This window comes from Paenibacillus mobilis (assembly GCF_058267595.1).
Genome location: NZ_JBZCMS010000001.1, coordinates 528,615 through 555,292, shown reverse-complemented (window position 1 = coordinate 555,292; position 26,678 = coordinate 528,615). Strand labels below are relative to the sequence as shown.

Below are 26,678 nucleotides of genomic sequence, written 5' to 3'. Positions count from 1 at the left end.
CTCGGATAATAAAGCTATTTATTATAAGTGAATTTCTCCAGCTGACGGAGCAGCGACTGGGATAAGCCCGAAAGCTCGCTGGACTGTCCGTGCAAGGATTTCAGAAGATCGGACAAGGTGATCGAAATCAAGGTGGCATCATTGGTTTTCTCGCGGAATACCTTGCGGATATCGGCGATTTGTTGAATCAGGGTTTGACTTTCGATGTTTTCTGTCTGCAGCTCCAGCCTGTCTTTAACCTGCTCGAGAAAAAACTCGATCTCCTCTATCGAAACTCTCGCTTCAGTCGTTGCGTTGATCGACATGGTTAAAGCTTTGTCCACGGACTGATTGGCTTCGGCTTCCAAAATAAAGGCCACTCTCTGCATCATTGTCGCTTTTTCATGCGTAGACGCCAAAAATTGATGGAGAGAGTCCGCCATCGCGTTTACCGAGCTGGACAAATCCCCGAGCTCCCCTTTGTCCTTTAGGCTGCTTTTTGCCGTCAGATCCCCTTTTTCCAGCTGTTTGATCTGCCAGATGATCTTTTGGATATATTTATATATCTGCGTAAAAAAGCGGGCTGTCAGCATAAACAGCGCAACAAGGGAAAGCAGTCCGAACAGCAGGGAAATGACCGAATGCCGGTAAAGCGGGCCGCTTATTTTTCCGTAATCCAGCGCAATATAAATGACTTGATCCGATTCGATCGGTACAAAAAGCTTATACAGCTTTTTCCCTTTGACATTGCCGACGACACTTTGCTTTACGGGTTTCTCAGCCATGGATACTAGCGTTTGGATATCCGAGTCCGTCTGATAGTTAAAGGTTCCGTTTACGACTTTCTTTAAAGGCGGATAAATCTTCTCCTCTAAAGAGGGGTCCGCATATACTTTAGGCGTCAAAACCGCAGCTTCCACCAGATACGGATTCTCCTTTTCGATTTTGGCGATCCAGGCATCCGGACCGATTTCTTCCGTAAATTGATTAACCTCGTTCGCTTCAATAAAGGGATTGATGACATAATTCGTTCCCGGTGGATGATAATAAGCGTATTTATAAAAGCTGGACTCTTGATTATGGCTGGCTGATTGGGCAATCGGCAGCACTACCATGTTATTTTCGATGAGCGTGGCTCCCGGAATGGGAGGTTTTCCGCCTGACAGCAGAAGTTTGCCGGCTTCGTAAAATCCGATCTGCTTCATGCTGAAGCCGATTTCGTTTGGATCCGTGGAGGCGACGCCTACGATATCTTCGTTTTTGGGCTCAAAAATCGTAATTCCCGAAAGATTCAGCTCCCGCTGGATGCTCAGCAGCTCGTTCGAGGAAAGATCGCCGATCTTTTTGTCGCGCAGCAGTTCGGCAATATGTTTGGCATAAGCCACCAGCTTCAGATCAATCTGATGCTCAATCGAATCGGATGCCACCAGGGTTTCTTTAACCCCATTGTTAACGCTGCTTGCCACCATGTTGGCCTGATTTTGGGTTTCCCGTTTAATCTGCAGATGAATGAGATAAAATTGGGTGGCTCCGGAAAGCAGAATGATGACAAGAAGGACAATAAACACACGGATTAAAAATTGCCGCTGAAGCGAGCTTTTTGAAGTCATCATTTCTCAGTTTCCTCCCTGGGTGTCGCGGAACCATCCGGAAACCTCTCTCCTGATCTCGCCTAGACGGTAATTGCAGCAGTGCCCTTCATCCTCAAACGCCATCCACTTCCTGCCTTCCGGCAGACGCTGAAATAACTCCTCGATGTCGGCGGCCGGCACCATTAAATCTTTTTTACCATGGAAAATGTATACAGGCGAACGAAACCGCATGTTGTCAAAATTCGGGATCGCCCTTTGCTCAGGAACCAGCGTGCAGGAATAATCCATCCGTTCCAGAAAATAACCCGGCAGCTGTAGCCGGTCGAAATCCACGGCCGGGCTGACCGCAGCCGTTTTATGAACCAGAGGATGGCAGCTGCCGTAAACCGCCCAAGAAGCTCCCAGGCTTGTGCCAAACAAGTTGATGGGCAGTTCGGGAAATTGCTTGGCCGCATAAACGATTACTTTGTCCATAAACGTTTCCCAGTGTTCCTTTGTCCCTCTTAACCCGTTTAAAATATAACTCTCGCCTTGCCCCGGTCCGTCAAAGCTGACCGTAATGAAACCCTGTTCGAGGAAATCCAGCTCATATTTGTATAACTCCTCTTTGGTAGAATCAATGGGGTTTATGATGATCACGCAGCCAACCGGGCGTTCCGGTATCCGAATCCTTCCCGGGCATAAACCGCCGTCCACTTCTATGGCCTCATATCGGGTTTCGATCGGTGAACAGGAATCCGCTAACCGGAGAAGCCGAAGACATTCATTATATCCGTCAATTTTGTCTTTATTACGCTCCGGATAAATCCACTGCAAAAGATTATAAGTCAGGGAAGCGGTACGGTAGACGGAATCCGCTTCAGCCGGAAAATGCTGTTCTCTGAGCTGTTCCGCAAGCCGCTCCTGTTTTGCCGCCGCCCCGGACCAGGCCTCGTGCCAGTTCTGCACGGAATGGAAGGTGCTTCTTGCGGCTTCAATTTCTTCTAATGGAAGGCCATGAACGACCCAGCGATCCCAAAAGGCATCGATTAAAACGGAAGTCCGCATGGTCCTGTTTATTATTTCATCCACATTAAACGGAGTTCTCAAGTTGTACACCTTCTTCACGGAAAATAAGAATGATCGTTGACCCCTTGTCAGAGGTAGATAGCAGCATCTGGTCTGCCATTTTCATCATTAAAGTAAAACCCTGCCCCAATGAATTTTTTGTCGAGTAGCCCTCCATCAAAACGGCATAGGGAAGCAGCTTAAGCTCGAATCCCGGTCCTGTATCCGTAATGCAGACATGAATGGCTGACGGCATCTTGAAAATACTTAGGTTTCCTTCCTCGGCATGCTTCAGCACGTTGGTAATGGCTTCGGATATGAGCAAAATTTCATTCATTACCCTGGGAAGGGGCTGCCCGATGCCGAGCAGGCTTTCTTTTGCCTTTTGGCGGGCTTGCGGAATGTCCGAGCGCTGCTTGATCGGAGCTTCGTAAATCAGCTCTCCCAGCTTGTAAGGAAGGAGTTCGTCTTCCTGAATCAGCAGAAACTTCTGCTGGGTAGCCGCATAGATGACATCCCGGTACACTTCCCAGACTTCGATATCAAATTCCGCTTTGGACAGCTCTGCGTTTTTCCTGGAGGTAAAAAGATATGCGTCTTCCCGGATTTCTTCGTAAACCGCTAGCAAAGCTTCCGTATGCAGGCTGCCTAAACTCAGTCCGCGGATTTTCAAATAGGCATCCATTCCGCTTTCCATCCACCGGTACAACCGGACAGCTAGACCGTTCAACTCCTCCTGGTCCTGCTGCTCCAAAGGGAGAAGCTGCCCTAAACGGTTCGCTATCCAGCTTATAAGCGCGTTTTTATGGTGCTCGGATAACGATGGGGCAAATACGTGTTGGGTTTGGGGATGAATTTGGGTCTGGACCTGGGTTTCGCCTTGGGTTTGAGCCTGCAGCTGAACATCAGACTCGTTTTGGCCAAATATTTTATGCAACAGCGTTTTCATAAAGTATTGGCGACCCCCTACAAGATTCCTAATGTCGGCATGATAGTGATTTCGTCTACAAATGCCCCTTTCTGTTGACCTAACAGATAGATGAGGTGTTTAGCCAGCGATTCGGCGGGAATCATTTGCTCCATATCCGGTTTGCTTTCCATCCGGTCCCAGAAAGAGGTAGCGGCCGCTCCGGGCAGCACGGAAATGACCTCCAGGCCCTGGCTGCGGAGTTCGGCCTGCATGACTCTCGATAGGCCCAGAAGTCCGAATTTGGACGCCGAATAACCGCCGCATCCGGGCAGAGCCGTCGACCCGGCAATGGAGATCAAATTGATGATCTTTCCTTTCCCGTTTTGCACCATATGCCGTCCAATATATTTGTTCATGAGAAAAGTGCCGCGCAAATTGACGGAAAGCATCCGGTCAAAATCCTCCGTGGATAAAGATAGGATCGGCTCAAATACGCCAACGCCCGCGCAATTAATCAGGGCATCGATTGTTCCGAAACGCGATACCGCCTCTTGGGTAAACTCCGCTATGGAGGCCTCCGAGATCACGTCCAGCTCCAGCCACAAAGGTTCGGTCTGGAAGCCGCCGGCTGGAGACGGGAAGCTGCTATTATTTCGTGCTCCCAAGACAAGATTGACGCCCAGCTGCCCCAAAAGGCGCGCCGTTTCCAGGCCGATCCCCTTACTGGCGCCTGTGATCGCAATCGTTTGATTTTTTAATTGCTCAGCCGGGTTATAATCAAACATGCTTTCCTCCCGGACCGCCGTATTCAAAATAGTTTTTATCGGTCTCCCACAACCCGATCCGGCTGAGCTGGGGAAGGTGCGGCTTTAACATGCCAAAAATGACCATGGCCACCACCTCGGAAGTCGGGTTTAATTCTTTGAACTCTTCCGTATCCAAATTCAAATTTTTATGGTCCAATTTCTCCAATACGGTGTTTTCTACCGTCTGATCCAGCTCGGCAAGGTTCAAAATCATACCCGTAACGGGATCGGGTTCGCCTTCGACCGTCACATCCAGGTAATAATTATGTCCGTGGCCATTCGGATTGTTGCATTTTCCAAACAGCTGCTGATTCTGCTCAAGGGTCAACTTGGGACTGTGCAAGCGGTGGGAGGCGCAAAAATGATATTTTCTGGTTAGCTTTAGCAAGGAATCCCTCTCCTTTTCAGCGCTTAAATAATGATTTTCATGCAATCGGATCCGATGAAGCTCGCATCCCGGAAAACGGTTGTCCAGAGACTCCCAAATATAGTGAACGAGATTTTCCGTGGTCGGCATGTGCTCCTGAAAATAAGCGTGCTCGCGGTTCAGGAACTTGCCGTCCAGCTCCCGGCGGAGAAAGGATCCGGCGATCTGTTTGATCTCTGTCGTATTCACTACAATCCCGGCCGTTTCGTCCAGCAATCCTTTAACGATGACTTCCAGCTTGTAATCATGCCCATGGCCATGAATATTGCTGCATTTGCCGAATACCCGCCGGTTTTCCGCCTCGCTCCAATCCGGAACCTGATAGACATGGGAGGCTGAGAAATCAAGCTTTCGGGACAGATAAAGCATTAGATACCGCTCCTTTTTCAATTCGGATGATTCTTGGGGTTGTCCAACCTTTTGACTATCGGGCCAGGGAACGTTCGAATTCTTCGCAGAGCGCGGCGTTTTCCGCAAAAACCCCTTTTTTCACCGTAGTCACCGTGACGGTCCCAGGCTTTTTAACCCCTCTGGCGCACATGCATAGGTGGGTGCCTTCTACCGAAACGATAACCCCTTTCGGGCTCAGCACATTCAGAATGGAAGCCGCAATTTGCGTGGTCATTCTTTCCTGCACTTGAGGGCGGGCCGAAACCAGCTCTACCAGCCTGGCAAACTTGCTGAGTCCCACTATTCTGCCGTCCGGGATGTAGCCGATATGCGCTTTTCCGTAGAAAGGAATGAGATGATGCTCGCAGAAGGTGTGATAAGTTATATCTTTAACGATGATGGTCCCTTCATAATGTTCTTCAAAGGTGGTGGTTAACGCCGTGTCCGGATTTACGCCTACTCCTGCAAAAACCTCCCGGTACATTTTGGCGACCCGTTTCGGCGTTTCCAGCAGCCCTTCGCGGTCAGGATCCTCACCGATTTCGCTTAATATGGCTCGTATATAGCGTTCCAGCATTTCGTTGGTTGTGCCGAGATTCATTTCTGTCTTCATGAAGACTACCCCCTGGTGACTCTAAAAGTTTTGAATTTTACTTAAAATTTGTAACTCTCTTGATATTTGTCATTATCTTCCTAAATCCGACAAGAAACTATCAGCTGCTCTTCTTAATAGCCCCAAATAAAATAGGAATATATAACTAGTAATACTAGTCATATATTCCTAAGAAAAAACCAGTCCAAAAGACCGTTATATAAGATAGGGATTAAATCGAATAACCTTTTGTTGTTTTGCCGCCAATGCCGAGGCGTTGGCTTTCCTCCAGGCAGGCCTGATTGACATAGGACATGGCCTGGACCCTGTCTGTCACGTTTAATTTTTGGAATATCCGGGAGATGTGGTTTTTCACGGTATGCTCGCTGATAAACAGTTTGTCCGAAATTTCCCGGTTGGTTAGGCCTTCTACCAGCAGCTCCAGCACCTCCGTCTCACGGGCCGAAATGCCATATCGTTCTTTGGTGCGCATAATGGCGGCTTTGATGATGGTATGATTCAGATCCGGCTGCGAATAAAATACAGCTTTTCGATCAGGCGACAGGGCCGATGCGGCTTTTTCCCCATAAGGATAGGGTTCCGGGGCTCGATGTCGCTGCTTGTCATACTTCTCAATGAACAGCTCCAACTCTTCGGAAGGGACGGGCGGACAAAACAAGTAACCCTGAATAACTTTACAGCCCAGCCCTTTTAAAATGGCTAACTGTTCTTCGGTTTCTATTCCTTCCGCTATGACCGACATTTTAAGGCTGCCGGCCAGCGAAATGATGGCGGCAACCATGGTGATCCGTTCGGCGGACTTTTCGGAAAGCCTTTGAATAATAGACCTGTCAATCTTTAGAGTGTCCATCGGGAAATTAATCAGATCATTCAGGAACGAGTAGCCGGAACCAAAATCATCCATGCTGATGGCCGTTCCCATCATCCGCAGCTCATATAAAATTTGCTTATTTCCGTCCACCAGAGTGTCCTCGGTAATTTCCGCTTCGAGTTCATTCGGGGTAACGCCGGTTTCGTTCAGAAGCCGTTTATACTTCTCCAGGAAATCACGCTGCATAAATTGCCTTGCCGAGAAATTGATGGACACTTTCAGCTTGGGAAACCCTGTATCTCTCCACTTCTTAATCTGGGTACAGGCCGTTCTGAGCACCCAATCTCCAATTTCGACGATAAGGCCTGTTTCTTCGGCAATCCGGATAAATTCGGTCGGAAGGATAAGCCCCCAGTTGGGATGGTTCCAGCGGATTAGGGCTTCTACACTGGTTAAATTCCCTGTCTCAAGATCGAGTCTGGGCTGATAATAGAGTGAGAGCTCTTTACGTTCTATCGCTTTCCTGAGGTCGTTTTGCAAAATGAAGGCCCGGTAAGAATGGATGTTCATGCCGGAATGATACAGTTTAAAGCTGTTTTTCCCCTGCTCCTTGGCACGGTGAAGAGCCGCATCCGCATTTTTCAGCAAACTGTACACGTCTTCGCCGTCAAACGGGAAGATGCTCATGCCCATGCTGGTAGTCATGTATAGTTCATAGGAGTCGATTTGGAACGGATTTTTAAATGCGTTCATGATGTCCTCGGCCAGTGCAATCGCCTGTTCCCGGTTGGTGTCCGGCAGTATGATGTTAAATTCGTCGCCGCCAACATTCGCAAGAAAGTCTCCCGGCCTCATGTTTCCCGCCAGTCTCTTGGAAATTTGCTGAAGCAGGATATCGCCGATTTTGTGCCCCAGGGAATCATTAATGTACTTGAAACGGTCTATGTCCAGGTAAAGAAGCGCAAACGGCTGGTTATTCTGTCTGGCTTCATGCAGCTGCTTGTGCATTTGTTCCAAAAATAAAGATCGGTTCGGCAGATCCGTCAGCCGATCATGATAAGCCATATGAGTTATGAGCTGCTCCGCCCTTTTTATGTGGCTTATATCGCGGATCGTACATATCAGATGGGTCTTGTTTCCGGTCAGGCGGGTCCCGACCCGGATCTTCGCCGGAAAGGTTTCCCCACCTTTGCGAACGGCCGTTATTTCTTTAGGCTGAGCGTCCCTCATTCTCCCCAACAGGTCAAAAAAACCATTAAAGCCTTTTCTCGGTGTGCCGCATGAAAATAAGAGATCAACGGAGGAATCCAGCAATTCTTCCTGCGAATAAAGGAACATTTCTTCTGCTGCGGGATTTGCGTTCGATATATGCCCTTGCTCATCAAGGATCAGCATCCCGTCCTGGGCGGATTCCAACACGGCGGTCACCAGAACGTCCGCTTCCTGCAGTTCGCAAGAAGCAGCGGCCAGCTCGTCGTTAAGCTTTTTCAATTCCATCGCCTGTTCCCTAAGGGCCTCGTCCTGCCTGCGAATTTCCTGCTTCGTCCGGTATTCCTCCGCCAGCTTCTCTATCTTGCTTTTTACTATGAGGGGATCCAATGGCTTCAGCAAATAATCCGCGGCACCCAGGGAATTGCCTTTAACAAGCTCCTCCTTGCTCAGATCCCCTGACGTAAGAAAAAGGATTGGGATATGGCGTGTTTTGTCGCCGGCCCTAATGATTTTAGCCGTTTCAAAGCCGTCTATGCCCGACAGGTGAATATCCAGCATAACAGCCGCAAAATCGTGCTTCAGAACGTTAACAATAGCCTCTTCCCCTGTCCGGGCCGACATCAGCTGATAGAATTCATGTTCAAGAATGGCTCGCAAGGTAAGTAAACTTATCGGATTTTCATCGACCAGCAAGATATAAATTTTGGACTTGCATTCCATGGAACCCCCCCTTACCTGCTTTTAAAAGTACCGGCGACATACGCATTACTTGGTTACTATCCACATAAACTTTTTTTCCAAAAACGAATAAATAATGAATATAAAAGATTCTCCATTCTATTAACATAAAAAAAGATATCCGTTCGGACAAGGGACGGATCCGTCCACCTTAGAAATCACGATAGCTATTATAGCGAATGAAAAACCAGAAAAACAAGAATTTCGACGGTTTCTCCAATGATTTCTAAAAAAACAACAAAAAAGCACGCCGAGAAATCGATCTCTGACGTGCCATTAAGGATTTATATTGGGCTGAAAATTAACGGACAGGCAAGTTGTTTGTTCCGGCCCGGTTTAGAGGGCTAGCCTTGTTCCTTTAACGCGTAAAGGGATGGATTAAAACGATTTGGCCAGCTCGCGCGCACGCTGGATCGCTTGTTCCTTAATGGATTCCGCCTTGTCCGGCATAGCGGCCATTCCCTCGGCAAATAAACCTTCCAGGTTCGGAATGCCAATAAAACTCATAATGACTTTCAAGTGCCGGTGAGCCATTTCCAAATCGCCCATAGGCCCCTCCGTATAAACGCTTCCGCTCGCCTGGATATGCAGCGCTTTTTTGTCGCCGAGCAGTCCGATCGGGCCGTTTTCCGTATATTTGAACGTTTTTCCCGCCACGCAGATGGAGTCGATGTAGGCCTTCATAATCGGAGGGTAGGAAAAGTTCCACATCGGCGTAACAAATACATATTTATCGGCGGCAACAAATTGATCGACCAGCTCGCCGAGCCGGCTTACCTTGGCTTTCTCGTCGGCGCTCAGCTGATCAAAGTCGGAACCGGATCTCAGCTTGCCCCAGCCTCCGAAAACATCCGCATCGATATGGGGAATATTTTCTTTATACAGATCCAGGTGAACCACTTCGTCGCCGGAATGGGCTTCCCTGTAAGCTTCGATAAAAGCTTTGCCGACAGCCAGGCTGTAAGAGCTGTGATGGTCGTTCGGATGTGCGGTAATATATAACACTTGTGCCATAAATCGTTTATCTCCTTCATAAGGTTTAAGTTGTATGTCGCAAGTTCCATTTCAGCAAGATCAAATCGAGATGTATTATGTTCCTTTGAAGGGCGGATCATGCAAAAAACGTCCGTTTATATATTCGGGGCACCCGGCAGCCGATCAGGCAGGGAACTTCATAAGCAATCGTTTCGAGCTTCTCCGCAATTTCATTCACCGAGATGAACCCGGAGCCGGAGCTTGCATGGCCGATGAGGGTAACCGTTGTTCCAAGCGCCGCTTGGCCGGACAGACGGATCATGCACTGATCCATACAGATTTTTCCTACGACCGGCGCTCTTTCGCCGTCCACCAGCACTTCCTGCCCCTGGAGTCTCCGGATCCAGCCGTCCGCATATCCAATCGGCAGCGTGCCGATCCACTCCTCATCTGGGGTTTCATAAGAGGCTCCATATCCGACTTTTTCGCCCTTCGAGAGCTTCTTGACGTGAATCAGCTTGGCATGCAAGGAAAAAGCTTCTTTGAGCTCTAGCGGGACCTCTCGCTCAACGGTTTCCGAAGGCGACAGTCCATACATGGCCAGGCCGATCCTCACGGCATTAAACCGGGCTGCCGGGAACCTTAACGCCGCTGCGCTGTTGCCGCAATGAATATATTTAGGGAGCCGGGTTAATCCATTCATCAGCTCCTGAAACAATCCCAGCTGGCGCTCGAAATAAGAGGTGTCCGGTTCATCCGCGGTAGAGAAATGCGTATAAATGCCTTCCCATTCCAGCCTGCCGTCATTTTGAAGGCTCCGTTCGAGAGCGGCCAGCTCCTCTCGGCTTCTGATGCCGATCCGGCCCATGCCCGTATCAAGCTTGACGTGCACGGACAGTCGGTCTCCTTCGCGCAGATAAACTTTCGCTTCTTCCACCCATTCTTTTTGAAAGACGGTCAACGTAATGCGGTGAGCGGCGGCCAAGGGGGTATCCTTGGCCCGCGTTGCCCCCAAAACCAGAATCGGCGCCGTAATGCCTTTTTCCCTTAAGGCCAGCGCTTCGTCCAGGAAAGCAACCGCCAAATAAGAAGCACCCGCCTCCAGGGCGGTGGCCGCAACCTGTACGTCGCCGTGGCCGTATGCGTTGGCTTTCACCACGGCTATAAAAGCCACCTCTTCGGGCAGCTGCTGTTTGATTTGAGCTATATTCCAGGCAATATGGCTCAGATTCACCTCTACCCAGGCATCCCTGTAGAAAGGTCCGGCTGCTTCGATATGGGCTTCTATCCGTGCAGCCATCGGGTCCATGATTTCCTTTACCTCTTGTGATTCCATTTCCATCCACTTCCTATCTCTGTATTTCCTTCGAGACTTTGGTCCATTCCATCATGTCATAACGGCAGCGCAGGCGAAAAGAACCACGGGCGGCCGGATTGAAGGCAGACGTGGTTCAGTATTTTTTGCCAATTCGAAAAAATATGAAAAATACTCTGGTGCTTTACCAGAAGAAAGAGTATGATAGATACTTGTCGGTTTATCCTGTTAATAAGGTAAAGTCATTAAGCTAAGTAAAAGGAGTTTTTACGCATCATGTCCAGACACAAATTAGGCTTCTGGGTCTTGACCGCCCTCGTCGTAGGGAATATGGTCGGTTCCGGAATTTTTATGCTTCCCCGCTCCCTCTCGGAAGCGGCCAGTCCAGCTGGTGTCCTGCTGGCTTGGGCCGCCACCGGTTTTGGCGTCCTTATGCTGGCCTTGGTCTTCGGCAGCCTGGCCGTACGGAAGCCGGAGCTAAGCGGGGGGCCGCAGATTTATGCCAAAGAACTGTTCCGTAAAGGAACGCACGGTTCGCTGTTGGCCGGGTTTATGTCCACCTGGGGCTATTGGGTCGGAAATATCGCGGGGTTCGTGGCGGTCATCACAACCTTCACCAGTTATCTGTCTACCTTCTTCCCCATGCTTACCAGTGACAAGGTATGGCAGACTGCCGGAGGCATATCTTTAAAAGCGGGCAACGCGCTAAGTTTTATCGTCTGCTCGGTACTGCTGTGGGGAACGCACGCCATCTGCCTGAAAGGGATAAAAGGCGCAGGACGTCTGAACTTTATAGCAACGGCAACCAAGGTCATCGGCTTTGCGCTGTTTATCGTCATTGCTTTGTTCGCGTTTCAGCAGAGCAACATCGGGCCGATGGTAGCGCCGCGCACCAACGAAAACGGGGAGACGCTCGGCATGCTCTCCCAGGTGAATGCCGCGGCAGTCGCGACGCTTTGGGCTTTTATCGGCGTTGAATCCGCCATGGTGTTTGCGGCCAGAGCCCGCCGGAAGCAGGATATCCGCCGGGCAACGATTGCGGGACTGCTGATTTCGCTGGTGCTGTATGTCGGGATCAGCCTGCTCACTATGGGGCTGTTGACGCAGGAGCAGCTGATCGCTTCCCCGAATCCGCTGGTAGACGGAATTTCCGCCGTGCTTGGAAGCTCCGGCGGCAAATGGCTTGCCGGGCTGGGTCTGATCAGTCTGCTGGGCTCGACGGTAGGCTGGGTGCTGCTCAGCGCCGAAGTCCCGTTCCAGGCCGCCAAGCTGGGCGTGTTCCTGCCCACTTTTTCCAAAGAAAACAGCAGCGGCATGCCTAAAGTATCCCTGTGGGTCTCCAATGTACTCGGGCAAATGCTGCTGCTGTCCACGATTTCAGGCTCCATCTCGGCTGCCTTCGATTTCATTATTTACATTGCTACGCTGGCTTATTTGGTTCCTTACCTGATTGCAGCCGTCTATCATTTAAAGCTGATTGTGACCGGAGAAACGTATTTGCGTCAGCAGGAGCGTTGGACGGAAGGGATTATTGCTGTTCTTGCGGCCATTTATTCGCTTTGGGTGATCGTGGCGGGTACGGCGGATTTGAAGACGTTTCTGCTGGGGCTGGCGCTGATTGTGGTCGGAATTCTGTTTTACCCGCTGCTGCTGCGAGGCAGGAAACAGGAGAAAAACGTTTGATCAGAAGCAGCCGTTTATTCTAGCAAAGTAGAAGGGATAGGATAGTTGTCGCTTACGGAGGAGAACCCAGCAGGTACCCGATGATCGTTCCGGGGCATTAGAGGCTGGTATTATAACCGGACATGAACATCGTTTTTAGCCCCTTTTCCTCCATGCGTTCCCGGACGGACAACTCGATAATGCGGTCGAGCAGCTGGGTGAAGCTGATGCCTGCCGCGGCCGCACTTTTGGGCATCAGGCTCGTTTTAGTCATGCCTGGCAGCGTATTCGCTTCGAGTACGTAGGGGATGCCGTCCCTTAGCAAAATGTCTATGCGCGCATAAACGCTGCACATCAGGATCCGGTAAGTATCCAGCGCTGCTTTTTTAACCCGTTCAGCCGTTTCGACAGGCAGTTCAATGACTTGTTCATCCGCGGCATCCTGCTGGTATTTCGCCTTGTAATCGAACCAGCCGGACGACGTTTTTGAGCGGATTTCCAGCACGGGGAGCATTTCACCGCCAAGAATGGAGCAGGTGATCTCCCGGCCTTCGATATATTTTTCGATCAATACGGAAGAATCCCAGCAAAGGGCTTCCTCCACGGCTATACGAAGCGAGGGTTCATCCAGGGCTGGCAGAGTTCCGACACTTGATCCGCCTGCATTCGGTTTGACAAACACCGGATAACCCAGCTTCTGTACTTCGGCCGCGGGGAAGTCCTTTGTTTTTTCCCAGTGAAGCCAGTTAGGCGTCGGAATTCCGCTCGCCTGCATCATGGTTTTGGAAATCTGTTTATCCATGCAAAGCCTGCTGGCGGCCACCCCGCTGCCGGAATACGGAATGCCCAATTTCTCCAGCTCGGCTTGAACGGTCCCGTCTTCCCCGTAGCTCCCGTGAAGAGCCAGCAGCGCAAAATCGATATCCTCGACTTGGGCCGCCAGCTCCTCCGGTTTCCCGATTTCAATCCGCACAGGCTCATATTTGCTGCGGTCCAAATTTTCCAGCATTTCGTTCCCCGTCCACAAAGAAACCTCGCGTTCAGACGAAGCCCCTCCCATCAAAACGCCAACCTTCATCATCGTTGCTCCTCCTTGTCGTTCTGAAGCTGTTTGGCTGCATTTTCACCAATGACGCGCAGCCCTTTTTCAATATCGTGGTTCTCCAACCGGGAAAAACCGATCCGCAGCGTATTTCTCCCGCCGCCATCCGTGTAGAACATTTCACCCGGCGTAAAAATAACGCCCTGATCGCTGCAGGTATTCAGCAGCTTGTGCGTATCAAACCCTTTTTCAAACTCCATAAACAAATGCAGGCCTCCATCGCCCGATACACGGGCAAAAGGGATAAAACGTTCGCAGCAAAGCCGCGTCCATTCGTATTTCTTTTTATATTCCGACCGGGCTTTCTTCAAATATTTGTCCAGATGCCCGTTGTGCAAATATTGGTATAAAACGGCCTGATCCAGGGTGGAGGTATGAATGCTGCGCGCGCGTTTGATGCTTTCCAGATAATCGATCAGCTGCCTGTCGGCAATCACCCAGCCTACCCGGAGTCCGGGAAAAAGCACCTTGGAGAAGCTGCCGAGGTACACAACTCCGTTCCCTTCCCCGGCAAGGGACATTAAAGGCAGGGCATGCGAGCTGGAGTAACGCAGCTCTTCGTTGAATCCATCCTCGATTACCGGGACCTGATATTCGGCCATCAGCTTCATGAGCGCGATTCTTTTGGCGGGCGAGGTGACGATTCCGGTCGGGTTGTGGTAAGAAGGGACCAAATAAGCGCAATCGTACGGGCGTTCGGACAAGGCCTGCTTCAGCTTGCCCAAATGGATGCCGTCGTGCTCCATTTCGATGCCCGTAATCCGGAAGCCGTTCAGCTTCAAATTTTTAATCGCCGTCTGGTGGGTTGGGTTTTCGCAAAGGATGTGGCCGTGTTTCTTCCCGAGAGCGGACAGGACGATATCAAAACCTTCCGTAAAACCGCTGGTGATCAGCATGTCTTTCCCCTTCAGGTCCACCCCCTTCTGCTCCATGTACCGCATCAAATATTCGATAAGGGGCTTGTATCCTTTGGCGTACCCGTAATTAAGCAGCACATGGCCTTCGAGGGACATCCGGTCCAGAAACGCCCGTTTGACGTTATCCAAATCGAATAAATGCTCATCCGGCGCAATGCTTGTGAAAGATATCGCGCCTTTCTCCGCGCGGATGCCGTTTTTCATCCGGTCCAGCTCCACGGCCATTTGGGCATAACCGTTTATTCGGGTCTGCCAATCGGTCTGCCAGGAGGTGCCCGGCTCGGCGGAAGCGTGCACGTCGGCCACGTAGCTGCCTTTACCCTGCACCGCGTAGATCAAACCTTCGTCCTCCAAAAGGGCATACGCGGCAAGGATCGTGTTCCGGCTGACGCCCAGCAGCTTGCTCATTTCGCGCGTGGCCGGCAATTTTTGGCCCGTCTGCAGCGCCCCTTTCGTGATCATCCTTTTTACGTAATCCTTGACCTGAATGTGAGCCGGACGGTCCCGGTCCAGCAAGATAAAATCGTTATACATCTTGAATCGCCCTCCGCCATCCATCATGACATATTCCTGCTAAAAATGAAAAGAACCACGAACCGTCCGTTAAAACGGAGTCGTGGTCATACCGCTTTGGCATAAATATGGCAGCGTGAGAATTAGCTGAGAAAAAGAAGAACAGCAGGAGCCTTGCCGGCTCCCGCTGTTCTTTAATGACTTCTTACTCTCCCAAGGTGATAACCTCGGTTTCAAGTTCAACCTTAAATTTTTCGCGGACCCTGCGCTGAATCAGCTCGATCAGATCCAGATAATCCCGGGCAGTCGCGTTATCGACATTCACGATGAAACCCGCATGTTTGGTCGACACTTCCGCCCCGCCGATCCGCGTTCCCTGCAGCTCGCAGTCCTGAATCAGCTTCCCGGCAAAATGCCCCACCGGCCGTTTGAATACGCTGCCGCAGGAAGGATACTCAAGCGGCTGCTTGGACTCTCTCGCCAAGGTAAGCTCCTTCATTTTCTCCGCGATCGCTGCCGGATCGCCATCCTCCAGCCGGAAAGTCGCATCCAGAATGACGTAACGGTCGCTCCGGAAAATGCTTTTCCGGTAGCCCAGCTCCATTTGCTCCTTCGATAAAGCGAGCAGCTCGCCGTCCCGGGTCAGCACATTAGCGCTCTCGAGCACATCGGAAACCTGGCCGCCGTAAGCCCCGGCGTTCATATACAAAGCCCCCCCGACGCTTCCCGGGATTCCGCAGGCAAATTCCAGCCCGGTTAAGGAATACTCCAAAGCCCTTCTGGAAACCTCGATAATGTCGGCCCCGCTTTGGGCTATGATTTTATGGCCGCTCACATGGATTTGCTTAAACTCGCTTAAGGATAAAGTAATGCCTCTAATCCCGTTATCCTTGATAATCGTATTGGAGCCCTTGCCCAGAATGGTCAGCGGCAACCGGTTTGCTCGCGCAATATCGACAACGGCCTTCACTTCTTCGTTTGCAGTAGGCTGAACCAGGATGTCCGCCTGTCCGCCGAGTTTTATAAAGGTGTGGTTTTTTAAAGGTTCATTGTATTTGATTTTGTCTTGAGGAATCCATTTTTCCAAATCGTACATACACTTGCGCACTCCCAATCTCGTTCATTAAGCTCCGCATCGGAAGCTTTTGCGTTTTACCCGCTTGTCATAAAAAGATTATACAGCATCACCAATAGTACACTGTTAGCGGGGAGAAGAAAAGACCTGGGCTTTTTCATTATATAAAATGTAGCGGCAGCCCCATTGGTGCAGATAAACCCTTCTCTTGTACTCATTTTATTCATTTGGAGCGTTTATTGATGTATATTAAGATATAATTGTGGCCTTTTTTATAAATCGATAGACCGACGTTAATATAGACAGGAGATTATATGATGAACGCAAACCTTAAATTCCCGCTGCTTTCCGGTTCTCTTGCTCTTGATCTGGTGAATACGGAACTGGTCCGGCGGGGCCGGCGTCAGGATTTGCTGCAGACGGAAGAAGCTTTGAACCGCTGGGTGGAAACGATGCTGGAGGAGGGCACCCTTCAAAGGGACAGCCTCCCCGCATTCCATATAGAGACAGTTATGTTCAGCCGGATGCTGGAATTTCGGGCCGTCCTCAGGGAACATTTTGAATCGATTGCAGACGGGCAGGATATTCCCGCCGAGTTTACCGCTTATCTGGAACATGCGATCCGGCAAGCTCCTTTTCGGTACAAGCTGGTCTTGGATAAACTCGTTCCCGTCCCGGCTGGCGGGACTGCGGACGCCTTGATTGCCCTGACCGCTTATGACGCTTTATCGCTGATCGCCAAACGCAAGCTAACCACGCTCAAACGGTGCTCCAACCCCGATTGCGTATTGCTTTTTATGGATGAGACGGGGAAAAGGAAATGGTGTTCCATGAAAATATGCGGCAACCGCAGCAAAGCTGCACGGTTCCAAATCCGGAAAACCTCAAACGATCAATGACACATAACGTCTTCTTAGGTCTTTTTGCGGCTTCTCACGATTTCTTGTGGAAGCCGTTTTTTGCGTTTTTCTAAACTAACCTATTAATTTTATGTTGACAGGTTAGTTTGTGGTGTTGTAAATTGGCTGTAGCAGATTTAAGGAGGACAACTGAGTGGAAAACACAGCCGCAGGCGCTGAAAAAACAGAAGCAAAACAAATCGAATTTTTTGCAAAAATGAAGGGAAAGGGAAAAAGTCCCCTTCAGGTCAATTACAAGGATGCCTTAACCGGTTGTATCGGGGGGTTTGCGGCCATCCTGGCTTTGATCCTTTTGACGAACTTCACCTCTTCCGAATGGCTGATGGCCCCTTTTGGCGCCAGCTGCGTGCTGGCGTTCGGGTTGTGGAACGCCCCTCTATCCCAGCCGCGGAACCTGATCGGGGGACATTTTATTTCCACGCTGATCGGTCTGGTTGTCCTCTACGCTTTCGGAGACCACCCTTGGTCCATCGCTTTGGCCGTAGGGTTAGCCATCGGAATTATGATGCTGACCAAAACAACGCACCCGCCGGCAGGTGCGGATCCGATCGTCGTCATTCTCGGACACTTTACGTTCGGTTATTTATTGTTCCCGGTGCTGACCGGTTCTGTCGTGATCGTGCTCCTGGCGTTAATCATCAACAATTTGCGGAGCAGCCGGCAGTACCCGACCTTCTGGTTTTAATTGTAAAAAAGCAAACAGGCAGCTGCGATGCAGCTGCCTGTTTCATTGCCTGTCCAAGCTAAAAAGGGCTTAACCAGCCGGATAACCTCAATCGAGAGGCCCCATGTTGTAAGCTCCCCATTCACCGCAATAACGTCGCTCACAACCTTAGGATTTTCTCCCTCTTTTACACGCTCGCTTTTGCGTACCCGCTTTTGTGTGTTCGCTCTCCGTACTCGCTTCTACTCGTCGGTCAGCTTAAAATAATACGGCAGCAGCAGCGAAAACTGCTTGGCCATATATTTAGGCGAATAAGGCATGCCCTGGCGCAGCCAGGCACTGATCGTTCCCATGAGGGCCGACGAGCAAAACCAGGCCGCTATATCTTTGGGGATGTTCGCTTTGGCCAGAAAAGAACCGTCCTCCATGTTTTCGATTTTATCGGTAATCATTTCTACAATGGGATTCAGCAAAGCATCCAAAAAGATAGGAATTCGTTTGGAGGCGAGAATCACCTTGTAAAATTTTTCATTCTCCGCGATATGCTCCAGTAAATCGGCCATCATCGGCCAATCGGAATGGTCGTCAGTCGCAGTTGTTTCGGAGGCCCGAGGCTTCAGCAGAATCCGGCTGAGCTCCTCCCTCATTTCGGCTGCCAGCTTTTCCTGCATATCCGGAATGTCCTGATAATGCAAATAAAAAGTCACCCGGTTAATGGTAGCCCGTTCGGCAATCCGGTTCACCGATATTTTTTCAACATCCATTTCGCGCAGCAGGTCGATAAAAGCTTCTTTGATTAACTGCCGCGTCCTCAGAACACGGGGGTCCACCCGGTTCGGTTTATTCTCCATGCCGCCTCGTTCCTTTCTTTTTCCTTGAATTAACTACAATTTTAAATAATCTGTTGATTTACTGTCGCATGAACGACAGTTTTTGAAATTTTCGTTATCTAATTTACAATTTGCAAAAATCCGTCGCTTGTAAAAGCGGGGCTCCCCGCTATAATCTAATTCATACCCTGTTAAGTATACAACAGTCTGTAAATTTAGTCTCGAGATTTGAAAGGATGATTGTACTTGAGTAAAAGCGACCTAGCCCAAAACAGCTCCGTCAAGCGGGGCCCCATTTTGTTTGTCATGATTCTGGGCGCCTTCCTGGCTACATTGAACCAGACTATCATGAGCGTTGCCACCCCTGAGCTGATGGGTGATTTTAATATCTCGGCGACAACGGCTCAGTGGCTGACCACCGGCTACATGCTGGTGAACGGCGTTCTGATCCCGATTACGGCGTATCTGATGCTGAGATTCAGCACGCGGCAGCTGTTCCAGGTTTCCATGATCGTGTTCCTGATCGGGACAATCGTTTCGGCTTTCTCCGACAGCTTTTCCGTCCTGCTGACCGGCCGTCTGATCCAGGCCGCGGGCGCGGGCATCATCATGCCGCTGCTGACGAATGTCATTTTGACCATATTTCCGGTAGAAAAAAGAGGCGCGGCCATGGGCATGGTCGGCTTTGCGATCATTTTTGCCCCGGCGATCGGCCCGACGCTTGCCGGTTATATTTTGGAGAACTACGCTTGGGAAACGATGTTTTACGGCATGATTCCGTTCGCGGTGATCGTCATTGCCTGCGGCTTTATTTATTTAAAAAACGTCTCGGAAACGCAAAAATCCAAGCTTGACCTGTTAAGCGTCGTTCTTTCTACCATCGGTTTCGGGGCACTGCTTTACGGCTTCAGCCGGGCAGGAAGCGAAGGCTGGTCCAGCGCGGAAGTGATCTGGTCGATCGTAGCCGGTATCGCCGCCCTGGCGGTGTTCACCTGGAAGCAGCTTGTTTCCCGAATTCCGCTGCTTGATCTCAGGGCGTTCAAGTACAATATGTTTTCCCTGACGATCATCATTAACATTGCGGCTACGATGATGATGTATGCGGACATGATGCTGCTCCCGCTTTATCTGCAAAATGCGCGCGGTTTCACCGCTTTGGAATCCGGCCTGCTGATGCTGCCGGGTGCCTTAATTATGGGCTTCCTGATGCCTGTTACCGGCCGGCTGTTTGACCGGTTTGGCGCAAAATGGCTGTCCGTGATCGGTCTGGCCATTACGCTGCTCACGACACTCGGTTTTACCCATCTGTCCGATTCAACCAGTTATGTATACCTAATCTTGATGTCCACCGGTCGCCGAATCGGCATGGCGCTGTTCCTGATGCCGATTCAAACCGCCGGCTTGAACCAGCTGCCGGCCAAGCTGAACGCGCACGGCACCGCGATTTCCAATACAGTAAGACAGGTGGCCGGTGCTGTCGGCACGTCACTTCTGGTTACCGTTATGACAAGCCGCACGAAAACGCATTTGACGGACATGATGGCCTCCGGCACCGCCGGTACAGACCAGCAGCATTTGATTATGGAAGCAACCATTCAAGGGATTAACGATGCCTATCTGGTCATCTTAGGGATCGGCCTTCTGGGTCTGCTGCTTTCCTTCTTCATTAAACGGGTTAAACCTGCGGATGAGGAAAAATCTGAAATCCGGGTACAAAACGTCGCCAAAACGGAAGTTTAATAGCAGCCCGCACTATAAATATTCCATCGTGACTCAAAAAAGCCCCTTACTCTCCACCTGGATGAGCAAGGGGCTTTAGCTTTGATCCAGGCTGGCAGTTGGCGCTGTTAGTTTCTGGCAACTGGCTTTGGGATCAACAAACGAATGGAAGGCAGCCTGCGGAGCACCTCATTTGCGCTGCGTTAGTCAAAAATGCCGGAGCTTAAGTACCGCTCCCCATTATCAGGGGCGATACACAAAATTCTATGGCCGGGACCCAGGCGTCTGGCTTCCTGGAGCGCGGTCCAAACGGAAGCGCCCGAAGACGGGCCCAGCAGCAGACCTTCAAGCCTGGCCAGCTGCTTGATGGTTTGGATCGCGTCCTCGTCCGCTACTTGGACGATCTCGTCATACACCTTCTGATTCAGGATAGTCGGAATAAATCCCGGGCTTGTCCCTACCAGCTTATGCGGGCCCGGCTCCCCGCCGGACAAAACCGGCGAACCTTTCGGTTCCACGACAACCACACGGACGCCCGGCAGATTTTTGCGCAGCTCTTCCCCTGTTCCGGTAATGGTCCCGCCCGTACCTGAAGTCGCCACAAACACATCCAGCCGGCCGTCCATCTGCTCGAGAATTTCACGGGCGGTGGTGCCGCGGTGCGCATCCGGGTTGGCCGGATTCTCAAACTGCTGCGGCACAAAGCTGCCGGGAATAGCTGCCTGCAGCTCCATTGCTTTGCGGATTGCCCCCGGCATTCTTTCCTCAGCCGGCGTCAAAATCACTTCCGCACCGTAGGCCTTCATGATATTGATCCGTTCCCTGCTCATATTCGAAGGCATTGTAATGATCAGCTTGTAACCGCGCGCCGCAGCGTTCATGGCGAGACCTATGCCTGTATTGCCGCTGGTCGGCTCGATGATCGTGGCACCAGGCTGCAGCCGCCCGTCCTTCTCCGCCTGCTCGATCAGGTTTCTTGCCGCCCTGTCTTTGACGCTGCCGCTCGGATTAAAATACTCCAGCTTGACGTAAACCTCGGCATCCTGTTCTCCTGTAAGGTGCCGCAGCTTTACGGCAGGAGTGTCGCCGATCAGGTCGGTGATCCGGTTCACTATTTTGACAGCCAATGCTCTAACCCTCCTTAGGTAAATAATAAAAGCTTTATGAAAAGGTTCCGCCTCTATTTCCCGAACTATTCCGCAGATTCTGCAAAGTCTGCGCTACGCTTCAGGTTCAAGGCCAAACCCTCCCTGAGCCCCCGGAGATCCAGCCCGTCCGCCGCATAAGCCTGCCGCACCAGCTCCGGCGCTACAAATTCATCATATTTGCCCAAATAAGGCGCATCCTCCGGGTCCAGCAGCTGTTCCTCATTGGATTCCGCGCAGATCTGGAGGATTTCATTCTGCAGCAGCTGCGGGTCGCGGCAGCCCGAAATAGTCATATAATAGGGCTCCATAGGCACGACGGATCTCAGGTATAGACGTTCCATCAGGTTGTGTTTAATCAGCCTTTCCAGCGTCCGGAACGGCTTGCTTCCGACCCAGGGCAAAATAAACACGGAATCGCCCCCGGCCGGAATAACCGTCTGCTTGAGCAGCCCGCTTTCCCTGGCCAGCCGGCGCGCCCGCTCCAGGCGGTTGACCGCCTGCGGCGATAAATAGGAATAAATCGCGGACTCGCTTAGCACTTCCTTCATTTTGCGGACAACCTCGGTATGGATATCCCCGCCGGAACCAAGCCAGAGTGTATCCACCTTGCCTTTGGCAGCTTTTACATAAACGGCTTTATGTTTCGTATCCACCTCGACGACTTTCCAGAGCTTTCCGGCCAAGGAGAAACAGTATCCCGGCGGCGGCACCGTCGTAATCGATCCGATTTCCTCGGAACCGTTATACACTGCGTGTTCTTCGTCATCTTTAAAAACGGCCAGAAACCGGAAGTTGTTAACGATTTTTTCGCCGGTCAGCCCGATGATCAGCGTTTGGTCTTCCGTCCACTGGAGATGGTCCGTTTGCAACAGGTAATTCAAAAAGATTTTGTACTGGTCGGCACTCACCTCGCAAAACGGGGGCAGTGACAGCACAAACCGGGCCAGGTCGGCCGGCTCCGCTTCCCCCATGCTTTTTAGCGAACTCATAGTTTGGTGATACAAGGTGCCGACCGGCAGGGAGCGGACCTCCACAGGCTCCACCCATCGGGTTCGGACGTACAGCTCGATCACCGCAATGGCCCGCAGCAGCGTCCAAGGCATCCGCGCCGGCAAAGGCGCTTCCTCGTCCTCTTCTTCATGGACGACAAACAGCATTTCGGAAGCCGTATCCTCCCGCCGTCCCGATCTTCCCATTCTTTGGACGAAACTTGAGGTGCTGTAGGGAGCGCCCAGCTGAACGACACGCTCCAGCTCCCCTAGGTCAATGCCCAGCTCCAGGGTTAATGTAGCCGCCGCAACCGCAGGACCGGGTCCTCTTCGCAGCGCATTTTCCGCTTCTTCCCTGAGCATGGCCGATATGCTCCCGTGATGCACGTAAAAAACATCCGGCTGCTGGCGTTTGGCTGCTGTCCGCCTAAGCTCCAGCGTCGTCACTTCGGCATCGGTGCGGCTGTTGGTAAAGATAAGTGCCTTTTTCAAATGCGTCGCATCGTAAATAAAATCATAATAAGCCTTGCGTGCGTTTTGCAGCTGCTCCGCCTGCTCTTCGTCCCGCGCGTCCGGGAACGAAAAATGGTCGATCCGCAGATTCAGCTTCCGCCCGCCGGGCGGCGCAACTACCGATACGGCATTTTCGGTGCCGGCTCCGAGCCAGGCCTTGGCGGCGTCATAATCGCTGAGCGTGGCTGACAAGCCGATCCGGCGCGGACGGGCGCCGGCCATCCGCTCTATGCGCGCAAGCTGGCTTAATACCTGAATGCCCCGGTCCACTCCCATAAAAGCGTGAACCTCGTCGATAATCACGTAACGCAAATCCTGAAATAAAGCCGGAATCGCATTCGGCCGGTTCATCAGCAGTCCTTCCAGCGATTCCGGCGTAATCTGGAGAATGCCCGAAGGTTTATTCATCAGCTTCGTTTTTTCGGCTTGGGACACGTCGCCGTGCCAATGCCAGACGGGAATGCCGGACTCCGCCAGCAAATCCTTGATCCGCTCGAACTGGTCGTTAATCAGCGCCTTGAGCGGACCGATGTACAAAATCCCGACGGACCTGGAGGGTCTTTCATAAAGCTCGGTCAGAGCCGGAAAAAAAGCCGCTTCCGTTTTTCCCGACGCCGTCCCGGCGGCAATCAGCAGGTGATCCAGCGTATCAAAGCCGATCCGGCAGGCCTCCACCTGCGCCATACGGAGTTTGTCCCAGCGTTTCTTATAAATGTACTCCTGGATAAAGGGCGCTAGCCGATAAAACGGATTTCCGCTCATAACTCAAACTCCGCCAGAAAATCGTCCGTTTCATCCGTCTGCCGGCTCACCGGCTGCCGGGCCAACTCGCCGGTAAGCTCCCGGAACGACAAACCCGGATTTTGATGCAGCGTATGCAGCACATCCATAAAATCGCGGATGACTTCACGAGGCGTCAAAAGTTCGTCGGCGCCAAGCCGGTTAACGGCCGACTGCATGAAATCCACCAGCTCCCCGTCGCTCAGCCGCGGCGTGTAACCGAAATGAAGCGCATGAATCCGGACCAGCTTTTGCAGCAGGATTAAAATCTCCTCATGGGAAAGCATCTCCAGCTTTAAAATCGGTCCCGTATAGTTTACGAAACCGCTGCCCGCGAAACGGCCCTCCACCAGCCGTGAACGCAGCGCTTCATAGCTGAACAGCCCTCTTCGTTCATCTTCTATAAACTGAGGGGTCCCGCCGACAAAAATGCCCAAATGACCCGCTTTGCCCTGCATCGTATCGTTAAACATCGTCAGCAGCTTTTCATAGTTGCTTTGACGGGAAACGCTGTTGGTGATTTTGTACAAATTCACCGCCTCGTCCACAAACAAAAGCAGCCCCTTGTATCCGATCCTAGCGGTAAACTCCGACCATAACTTCATATAATCGTACCAATTGTCGTCGTCGATAATTACGCCCACCTCCAGCGCCTTGCGCGCTTCGGTTTTGGTGGCGTATTCCCCGCGCAGCCAGCGCAGCGCGGACTGCCTCCTGTCGTCATCGCCGAGCCGGAAGCCGTTCCAGTAAACGGCCAGAACCTTGGCGAAATCGAAGCCGTGCACCATGCTTTGCATCTCCGTAATCACGGCAAAGATCCGCTGCTCCATTTCCAGCTGCATGGCCGGATCTTCGGGCCGCAGGCCCTTCTCCTGCATGGCGGCCTGCTGAATGGCGGCGATCCATCGCTGCAGCATGGCTTCCAGCGCGCCGCCGTCCGGGCGGGTCCGCGTGGACAAATGGGTCATCAGCTCCCGGTAGGTCGCCAGTCCCTGTCCTTTGGTGCCGACCAGCCTGCGCTCCGGCGAAAGATCGGCATCGGCGACTACAAAATCACGGTCAAGCGCGTAGTTGCGAATCGTCTGGAGCAGAAAACTTTTTCCGCTGCCGTAACGTCCGGTAATGAACCTAAAGGCGGCCCCGCCTTCCTCGATGTTCTCCATGTCCCGCAGCACGGCTTCGATTTCGGTACGCCGCCCGACCGTGATATGCTCCAAACCGACGCGCGGCACAACCCCGGCCGTCAGGGAATTCACCAGTGCGGTGGTCAGGCGTTTCGGAATTTTCGAGGCGCTCGCAGACGGTGCCGCAGCGGCGGCCCCTGTCCTTCCTGCTGCTTCCGTCGTTCCTGCTGCTCCCGCAGTCAAGTTCATTTCTCTTTCGTTCATTCCGCCCATCCTTTCAACCCTTCGAAATTCGGGTTATATTCCTCAACAATCGCCAAACCGTCAATGACCAGATCTCCGATTGCCGTCATCGCTGCGTCGTTAATTTCATCGATGATCAGCTCCGGCATCGTGCCGTATTCGCCGGCAATCCGGACCAGCTCCTGTGCGGCGGCCCCTTCCCGCAAAACCTGAAGCGCCTTGATCTGGCATACGTTCAGCATCCCCGCAAAGTCCTTCCACTCTGCGTCCAGCCCGTCTGTATCCCATAGCAGAGCAGCAACTGAAACCTCGGCAGAAAAACTTGGTTCCGCTGCGAACGTACCGGCGTGATTTGCAGCAACCTCTTCAGCTGCAGTCAAATCCCGATTTTCCGATACTCCTTCCCCCACAGTCAAAGCCCGATTTTCCGGCACATCCGGTGTCCCGATTTCTTCCCCTTCGGACCACTCTCCTGTTTCAGTCGATTCTTCATTCTGCCGTTCCTCGAGGGTCAGCATATTTTGAACGAGCTCCGTGTCCTGCTGCAAAACCGACAGCCTTTGCGGATCAATCCGGATAGGCTCCGGACGGCTGACAGCGTCAATCCCCTTTATCTCCTGTTCCAGATAACGTCCGATGACTTTAGCCAGTCCAGAGTCCAACTCTACGTCTTTCAACCGGCCTTTAAACGACCGCAGCTCCCGCAGCTTATTTTCCGTATAACGGATAATTGCGGTAATGATATTTCGAAATGGCGGATGGCCTAGTAAAGGTTTCGTATAAACTTCCACCGTGCTTCCATAAAGCGACTGATCATAAACCGCACTCCGGAAAAGATATCGGCGGAACGCCTTCTTCTCTACGTCGCCATACCGGTCCTCAAGCGAGGAGCCGGCTGTTTTGCGCAGGTAAGCATCCGCGAGCGATACCGCCTTCGGGAGATAAACGGTCATTTCCTCCTGCCCCTCCGCCTGAAAAAAACGGCTGCGCCGCACGTCGTAATCGCTCGCCTGCAGCAGCAGGGCAAGCGGTAGCGGACCCGGCGGATCGCCAAGGCCCCGCATAAGCTCCAACGCCGCCAGTTCAGCCGGAGCCTGACCGCCGGCCCGTTCCAGAATACCGGACAATGGAACCTCCAGCCGGTGGACCAGCGCAAAATCAAACAGCCAGTCCTTCATGTAATGACTCAGCCGGGGATAATCCGCCGCATATGCATCCCACAGCCTGTTCAGCTGTTCGAAGCCGTCAGCAGAATCGGTGAAGCCAACGCCGTTGATCAGCTCATAAATGTGCACAAACAAATAGGACAGATCGGTGCGCGGATAGCGGCCTGAACGAACCTCCGCACGCCAATAAAAATACCAGGAGCGCTGAGCCCCGCTCATCTGGTCATAAGTCGGCCAATAACTCATGAAGGGCACAAACGGCGTTTCTTTCCCCTGTTCAAAAACCCGAGCTTCCGCCTCCTTCACAAATTTCCGTTCGCGTTTCAGCGCCTCTAAAGGGTCGGCATCCGTCACCTCGGCAGGCAGTCCGGCCTCTTCGCGGGAAGGAATGGCCATTCCCGGCTCTTCTTCGAACAAATCTATCACTGCAAATTGAATTGGATCTTTCATCATTCCTCTATCAGCCCCTGGCGGCAGTTTCTTATTTCCGTATTATAG

At 51.8% G+C, this 26,678-nt stretch carries 21 protein-coding genes; 4 read left to right on the top strand and 17 right to left on the bottom strand.

Going from position 1 to position 26,678, the window contains the following annotated elements; genetic code table 11:
• Positions 1-14: 14 nt before the first annotated feature.
• The 9 genes from AC3ZPD_RS02590 to alr form a co-directional block, all read right to left on the bottom strand.
• Positions 15-1,592 (bottom strand): HAMP domain-containing protein, encoded by a 1,578-nt coding sequence (locus AC3ZPD_RS02590; protein ID WP_490982693.1) that lies wholly within the window; start codon positions 1,590-1,592, stop codon positions 15-17.
• A gap of 3 nt (positions 1,593-1,595) precedes the next feature.
• Positions 1,596-2,660, bottom strand: a complete 1,065-nt coding sequence (locus AC3ZPD_RS02585; protein ID WP_490982692.1) for an alpha/beta hydrolase — start codon at positions 2,658-2,660, stop codon at positions 1,596-1,598.
• Complete coding sequence (locus AC3ZPD_RS02580) at positions 2,644-3,567, bottom strand: ATP-binding protein (RefSeq protein ID WP_490982691.1); 924 nt, start codon at positions 3,565-3,567, stop codon at positions 2,644-2,646. The genes AC3ZPD_RS02585 and AC3ZPD_RS02580 overlap by 17 nt, the downstream gene beginning before the upstream one ends.
• A 17-nt stretch (positions 3,568-3,584) precedes the next feature.
• Positions 3,585-4,313 (bottom strand): SDR family oxidoreductase, encoded by a 729-nt coding sequence (locus AC3ZPD_RS02575; RefSeq protein WP_490982690.1) that lies wholly within the window; start codon positions 4,311-4,313, stop codon positions 3,585-3,587.
• Entirely contained in the window at positions 4,306-5,130 is an 825-nt protein-coding gene (locus AC3ZPD_RS02570; protein WP_490982689.1) for a 6-carboxytetrahydropterin synthase, read from the bottom strand. Before AC3ZPD_RS02570 ends, AC3ZPD_RS02575 begins: the two co-directional genes overlap by 8 nt.
• A 55-nt stretch (positions 5,131-5,185) precedes the next feature.
• On the bottom strand, positions 5,186-5,764 hold the full coding sequence (gene folE / locus AC3ZPD_RS02565) for a GTP cyclohydrolase I FolE (protein ID WP_490982688.1): 579 nt from the start codon (positions 5,762-5,764) through the stop codon (positions 5,186-5,188).
• Positions 5,765-5,975: 211 nt separating this feature from the next.
• On the bottom strand, positions 5,976-8,507 hold the full coding sequence (locus tag AC3ZPD_RS02560) for an EAL domain-containing protein (RefSeq protein ID WP_490982687.1): 2,532 nt from the start codon (positions 8,505-8,507) through the stop codon (positions 5,976-5,978).
• A 396-nt stretch (positions 8,508-8,903) separates the two neighbouring features.
• Positions 8,904-9,539 carry an FMN-dependent NADH-azoreductase gene (locus tag AC3ZPD_RS02555; RefSeq protein WP_490982686.1) on the bottom strand — a complete coding sequence of 212 codons (636 nt, stop codon included), beginning with the start codon at positions 9,537-9,539 and terminating at the stop codon, positions 8,904-8,906.
• A gap of 97 nt (positions 9,540-9,636) precedes the next feature.
• Positions 9,637-10,800: an alanine racemase gene (gene alr, locus AC3ZPD_RS02550; RefSeq protein WP_490982826.1), complete on the bottom strand. Its 1,164-nt coding sequence runs from the start codon at positions 10,798-10,800 to the stop codon at positions 9,637-9,639.
• A 291-nt stretch (positions 10,801-11,091) separates the two neighbouring features.
• Here alr and AC3ZPD_RS02545 point away from each other — a divergent pair, with 291 nt between their 5' ends.
• Entirely contained in the window at positions 11,092-12,498 is a 1,407-nt protein-coding gene (locus AC3ZPD_RS02545; RefSeq protein WP_490982685.1) for an amino acid permease, read from the top strand.
• 97 nt (positions 12,499-12,595) lie between these two features.
• Here AC3ZPD_RS02545 and AC3ZPD_RS02540 read toward each other — a convergent pair whose 3' ends face one another.
• The 3 genes from AC3ZPD_RS02540 to murB form a co-directional block, all read right to left on the bottom strand.
• Positions 12,596-13,555, bottom strand: coding sequence for a D-alanine--D-alanine ligase (locus tag AC3ZPD_RS02540; protein WP_490982825.1), 960 nt, complete (start codon positions 13,553-13,555; stop codon positions 12,596-12,598).
• Positions 13,555-15,030 (bottom strand): aminotransferase-like domain-containing protein, encoded by a 1,476-nt coding sequence (locus AC3ZPD_RS02535; protein WP_490982684.1) that lies wholly within the window; start codon positions 15,028-15,030, stop codon positions 13,555-13,557. Before AC3ZPD_RS02535 ends, AC3ZPD_RS02540 begins: the two co-directional genes overlap by 1 nt.
• A gap of 184 nt (positions 15,031-15,214) precedes the next feature.
• Positions 15,215-16,105, bottom strand: a complete 891-nt coding sequence (gene murB, locus AC3ZPD_RS02530; protein WP_490982683.1) for a UDP-N-acetylmuramate dehydrogenase — start codon at positions 16,103-16,105, stop codon at positions 15,215-15,217.
• A gap of 296 nt (positions 16,106-16,401) precedes the next feature.
• Between murB and AC3ZPD_RS02525 the strand changes: the two genes are divergently transcribed.
• Positions 16,402-16,983, top strand: coding sequence for a CGNR zinc finger domain-containing protein (locus AC3ZPD_RS02525; RefSeq protein ID WP_490982824.1), 582 nt, complete (start codon positions 16,402-16,404; stop codon positions 16,981-16,983).
• Between the two features lie 154 nt (positions 16,984-17,137).
• A complete protein-coding gene (locus AC3ZPD_RS02520; protein WP_490982682.1) occupies positions 17,138-17,689 on the top strand; it encodes an HPP family protein in 552 nt (183 codons plus the stop codon).
• 221 nt (positions 17,690-17,910) lie between these two features.
• On the opposite strand, the gene AC3ZPD_RS02515 is transcribed toward AC3ZPD_RS02520, so the two are convergent.
• Positions 17,911-18,519, bottom strand: a complete 609-nt coding sequence (locus tag AC3ZPD_RS02515) for a TetR/AcrR family transcriptional regulator (protein WP_490982681.1) — start codon at positions 18,517-18,519, stop codon at positions 17,911-17,913.
• Positions 18,520-18,804: 285 nt separating this feature from the next.
• Between AC3ZPD_RS02515 and AC3ZPD_RS02510 the strand changes: the two genes are divergently transcribed.
• Complete coding sequence (locus tag AC3ZPD_RS02510; protein ID WP_490982823.1) at positions 18,805-20,238, top strand: DHA2 family efflux MFS transporter permease subunit; 1,434 nt, start codon at positions 18,805-18,807, stop codon at positions 20,236-20,238.
• Positions 20,239-20,420: 182 nt separating this feature from the next.
• Here AC3ZPD_RS02510 and cysK read toward each other — a convergent pair whose 3' ends face one another.
• The 4 genes from cysK to AC3ZPD_RS02490 all read right to left on the bottom strand — a co-directional run bounded on the left by cysK (position 20,421) and on the right by AC3ZPD_RS02490 (position 26,633).
• The gene (cysK, locus tag AC3ZPD_RS02505) at positions 20,421-21,344 is read right to left on the bottom strand and encodes a cysteine synthase A (protein ID WP_490982680.1); all 924 of its coding nucleotides are present in this window, start codon (positions 21,342-21,344) and stop codon (positions 20,421-20,423) included.
• A 65-nt stretch (positions 21,345-21,409) separates the two neighbouring features.
• Complete coding sequence (locus AC3ZPD_RS02500; protein WP_490982679.1) at positions 21,410-23,629, bottom strand: DEAD/DEAH box helicase; 2,220 nt, start codon at positions 23,627-23,629, stop codon at positions 21,410-21,412.
• A complete protein-coding gene (locus tag AC3ZPD_RS02495) occupies positions 23,626-25,035 on the bottom strand; it encodes an ATP-binding protein (protein WP_490982678.1) in 1,410 nt (469 codons plus the stop codon). Before AC3ZPD_RS02495 ends, AC3ZPD_RS02500 begins: the two co-directional genes overlap by 4 nt.
• A complete protein-coding gene (locus tag AC3ZPD_RS02490; RefSeq protein ID WP_490982677.1) occupies positions 25,032-26,633 on the bottom strand; it encodes a TerB N-terminal domain-containing protein in 1,602 nt (533 codons plus the stop codon). Before AC3ZPD_RS02490 ends, AC3ZPD_RS02495 begins: the two co-directional genes overlap by 4 nt.
• Positions 26,634-26,678: the final 45 nt, after the last annotated feature.

Bases quoted from the DNA above. Each gene is read 5' to 3' on its own strand.
- AC3ZPD_RS02525 (WP_490982824.1), top strand. From the start codon at position 16,402: ATGAACGCAAACCTTAAATTCCCGCTGCTTTCCGGTTCTCTTGCTCTT.
- AC3ZPD_RS02535 (WP_490982684.1), bottom strand. From the start codon at position 15,030: ATGTATAACGATTTTATCTTGCTGGACCGGGACCGTCCGGCTCACATT.
- AC3ZPD_RS02560 (WP_490982687.1), bottom strand. From the start codon at position 8,507: ATGGAATGCAAGTCCAAAATTTATATCTTGCTGGTCGATGAAAATCCG.
- AC3ZPD_RS02510 (WP_490982823.1), top strand. From the start codon at position 18,805: ATGATTCTGGGCGCCTTCCTGGCTACATTGAACCAGACTATCATGAGC.
- AC3ZPD_RS02570 (WP_490982689.1), bottom strand. From the start codon at position 5,130: ATGCTTTATCTGTCCCGAAAGCTTGATTTCTCAGCCTCCCATGTCTAT.
- AC3ZPD_RS02580 (WP_490982691.1), bottom strand. From the start codon at position 3,567: ATGAAAACGCTGTTGCATAAAATATTTGGCCAAAACGAGTCTGATGTT.
- AC3ZPD_RS02515 (WP_490982681.1), bottom strand. From the start codon at position 18,519: ATGGAGAATAAACCGAACCGGGTGGACCCCCGTGTTCTGAGGACGCGG.
- AC3ZPD_RS02545 (WP_490982685.1), top strand. From the start codon at position 11,092: ATGTCCAGACACAAATTAGGCTTCTGGGTCTTGACCGCCCTCGTCGTA.
- AC3ZPD_RS02490 (WP_490982677.1), bottom strand. From the start codon at position 26,633: ATGATGAAAGATCCAATTCAATTTGCAGTGATAGATTTGTTCGAAGAA.
- murB (WP_490982683.1), bottom strand. From the start codon at position 16,105: ATGTACGATTTGGAAAAATGGATTCCTCAAGACAAAATCAAATACAAT.
- AC3ZPD_RS02495 (WP_490982678.1), bottom strand. From the start codon at position 25,035: ATGAACGAAAGAGAAATGAACTTGACTGCGGGAGCAGCAGGAACGACG.
- folE (WP_490982688.1), bottom strand. From the start codon at position 5,764: ATGAAGACAGAAATGAATCTCGGCACAACCAACGAAATGCTGGAACGC.
- AC3ZPD_RS02555 (WP_490982686.1), bottom strand. From the start codon at position 9,539: ATGGCACAAGTGTTATATATTACCGCACATCCGAACGACCATCACAGC.
- AC3ZPD_RS02575 (WP_490982690.1), bottom strand. From the start codon at position 4,313: ATGTTTGATTATAACCCGGCTGAGCAATTAAAAAATCAAACGATTGCG.
- AC3ZPD_RS02500 (WP_490982679.1), bottom strand. From the start codon at position 23,629: ATGAGCGGAAATCCGTTTTATCGGCTAGCGCCCTTTATCCAGGAGTAC.
- AC3ZPD_RS02590 (WP_490982693.1), bottom strand. From the start codon at position 1,592: ATGATGACTTCAAAAAGCTCGCTTCAGCGGCAATTTTTAATCCGTGTG.
- AC3ZPD_RS02540 (WP_490982825.1), bottom strand. From the start codon at position 13,555: ATGAAGGTTGGCGTTTTGATGGGAGGGGCTTCGTCTGAACGCGAGGTT.
- alr (WP_490982826.1), bottom strand. From the start codon at position 10,800: ATGGCTGCACGGATAGAAGCCCATATCGAAGCAGCCGGACCTTTCTAC.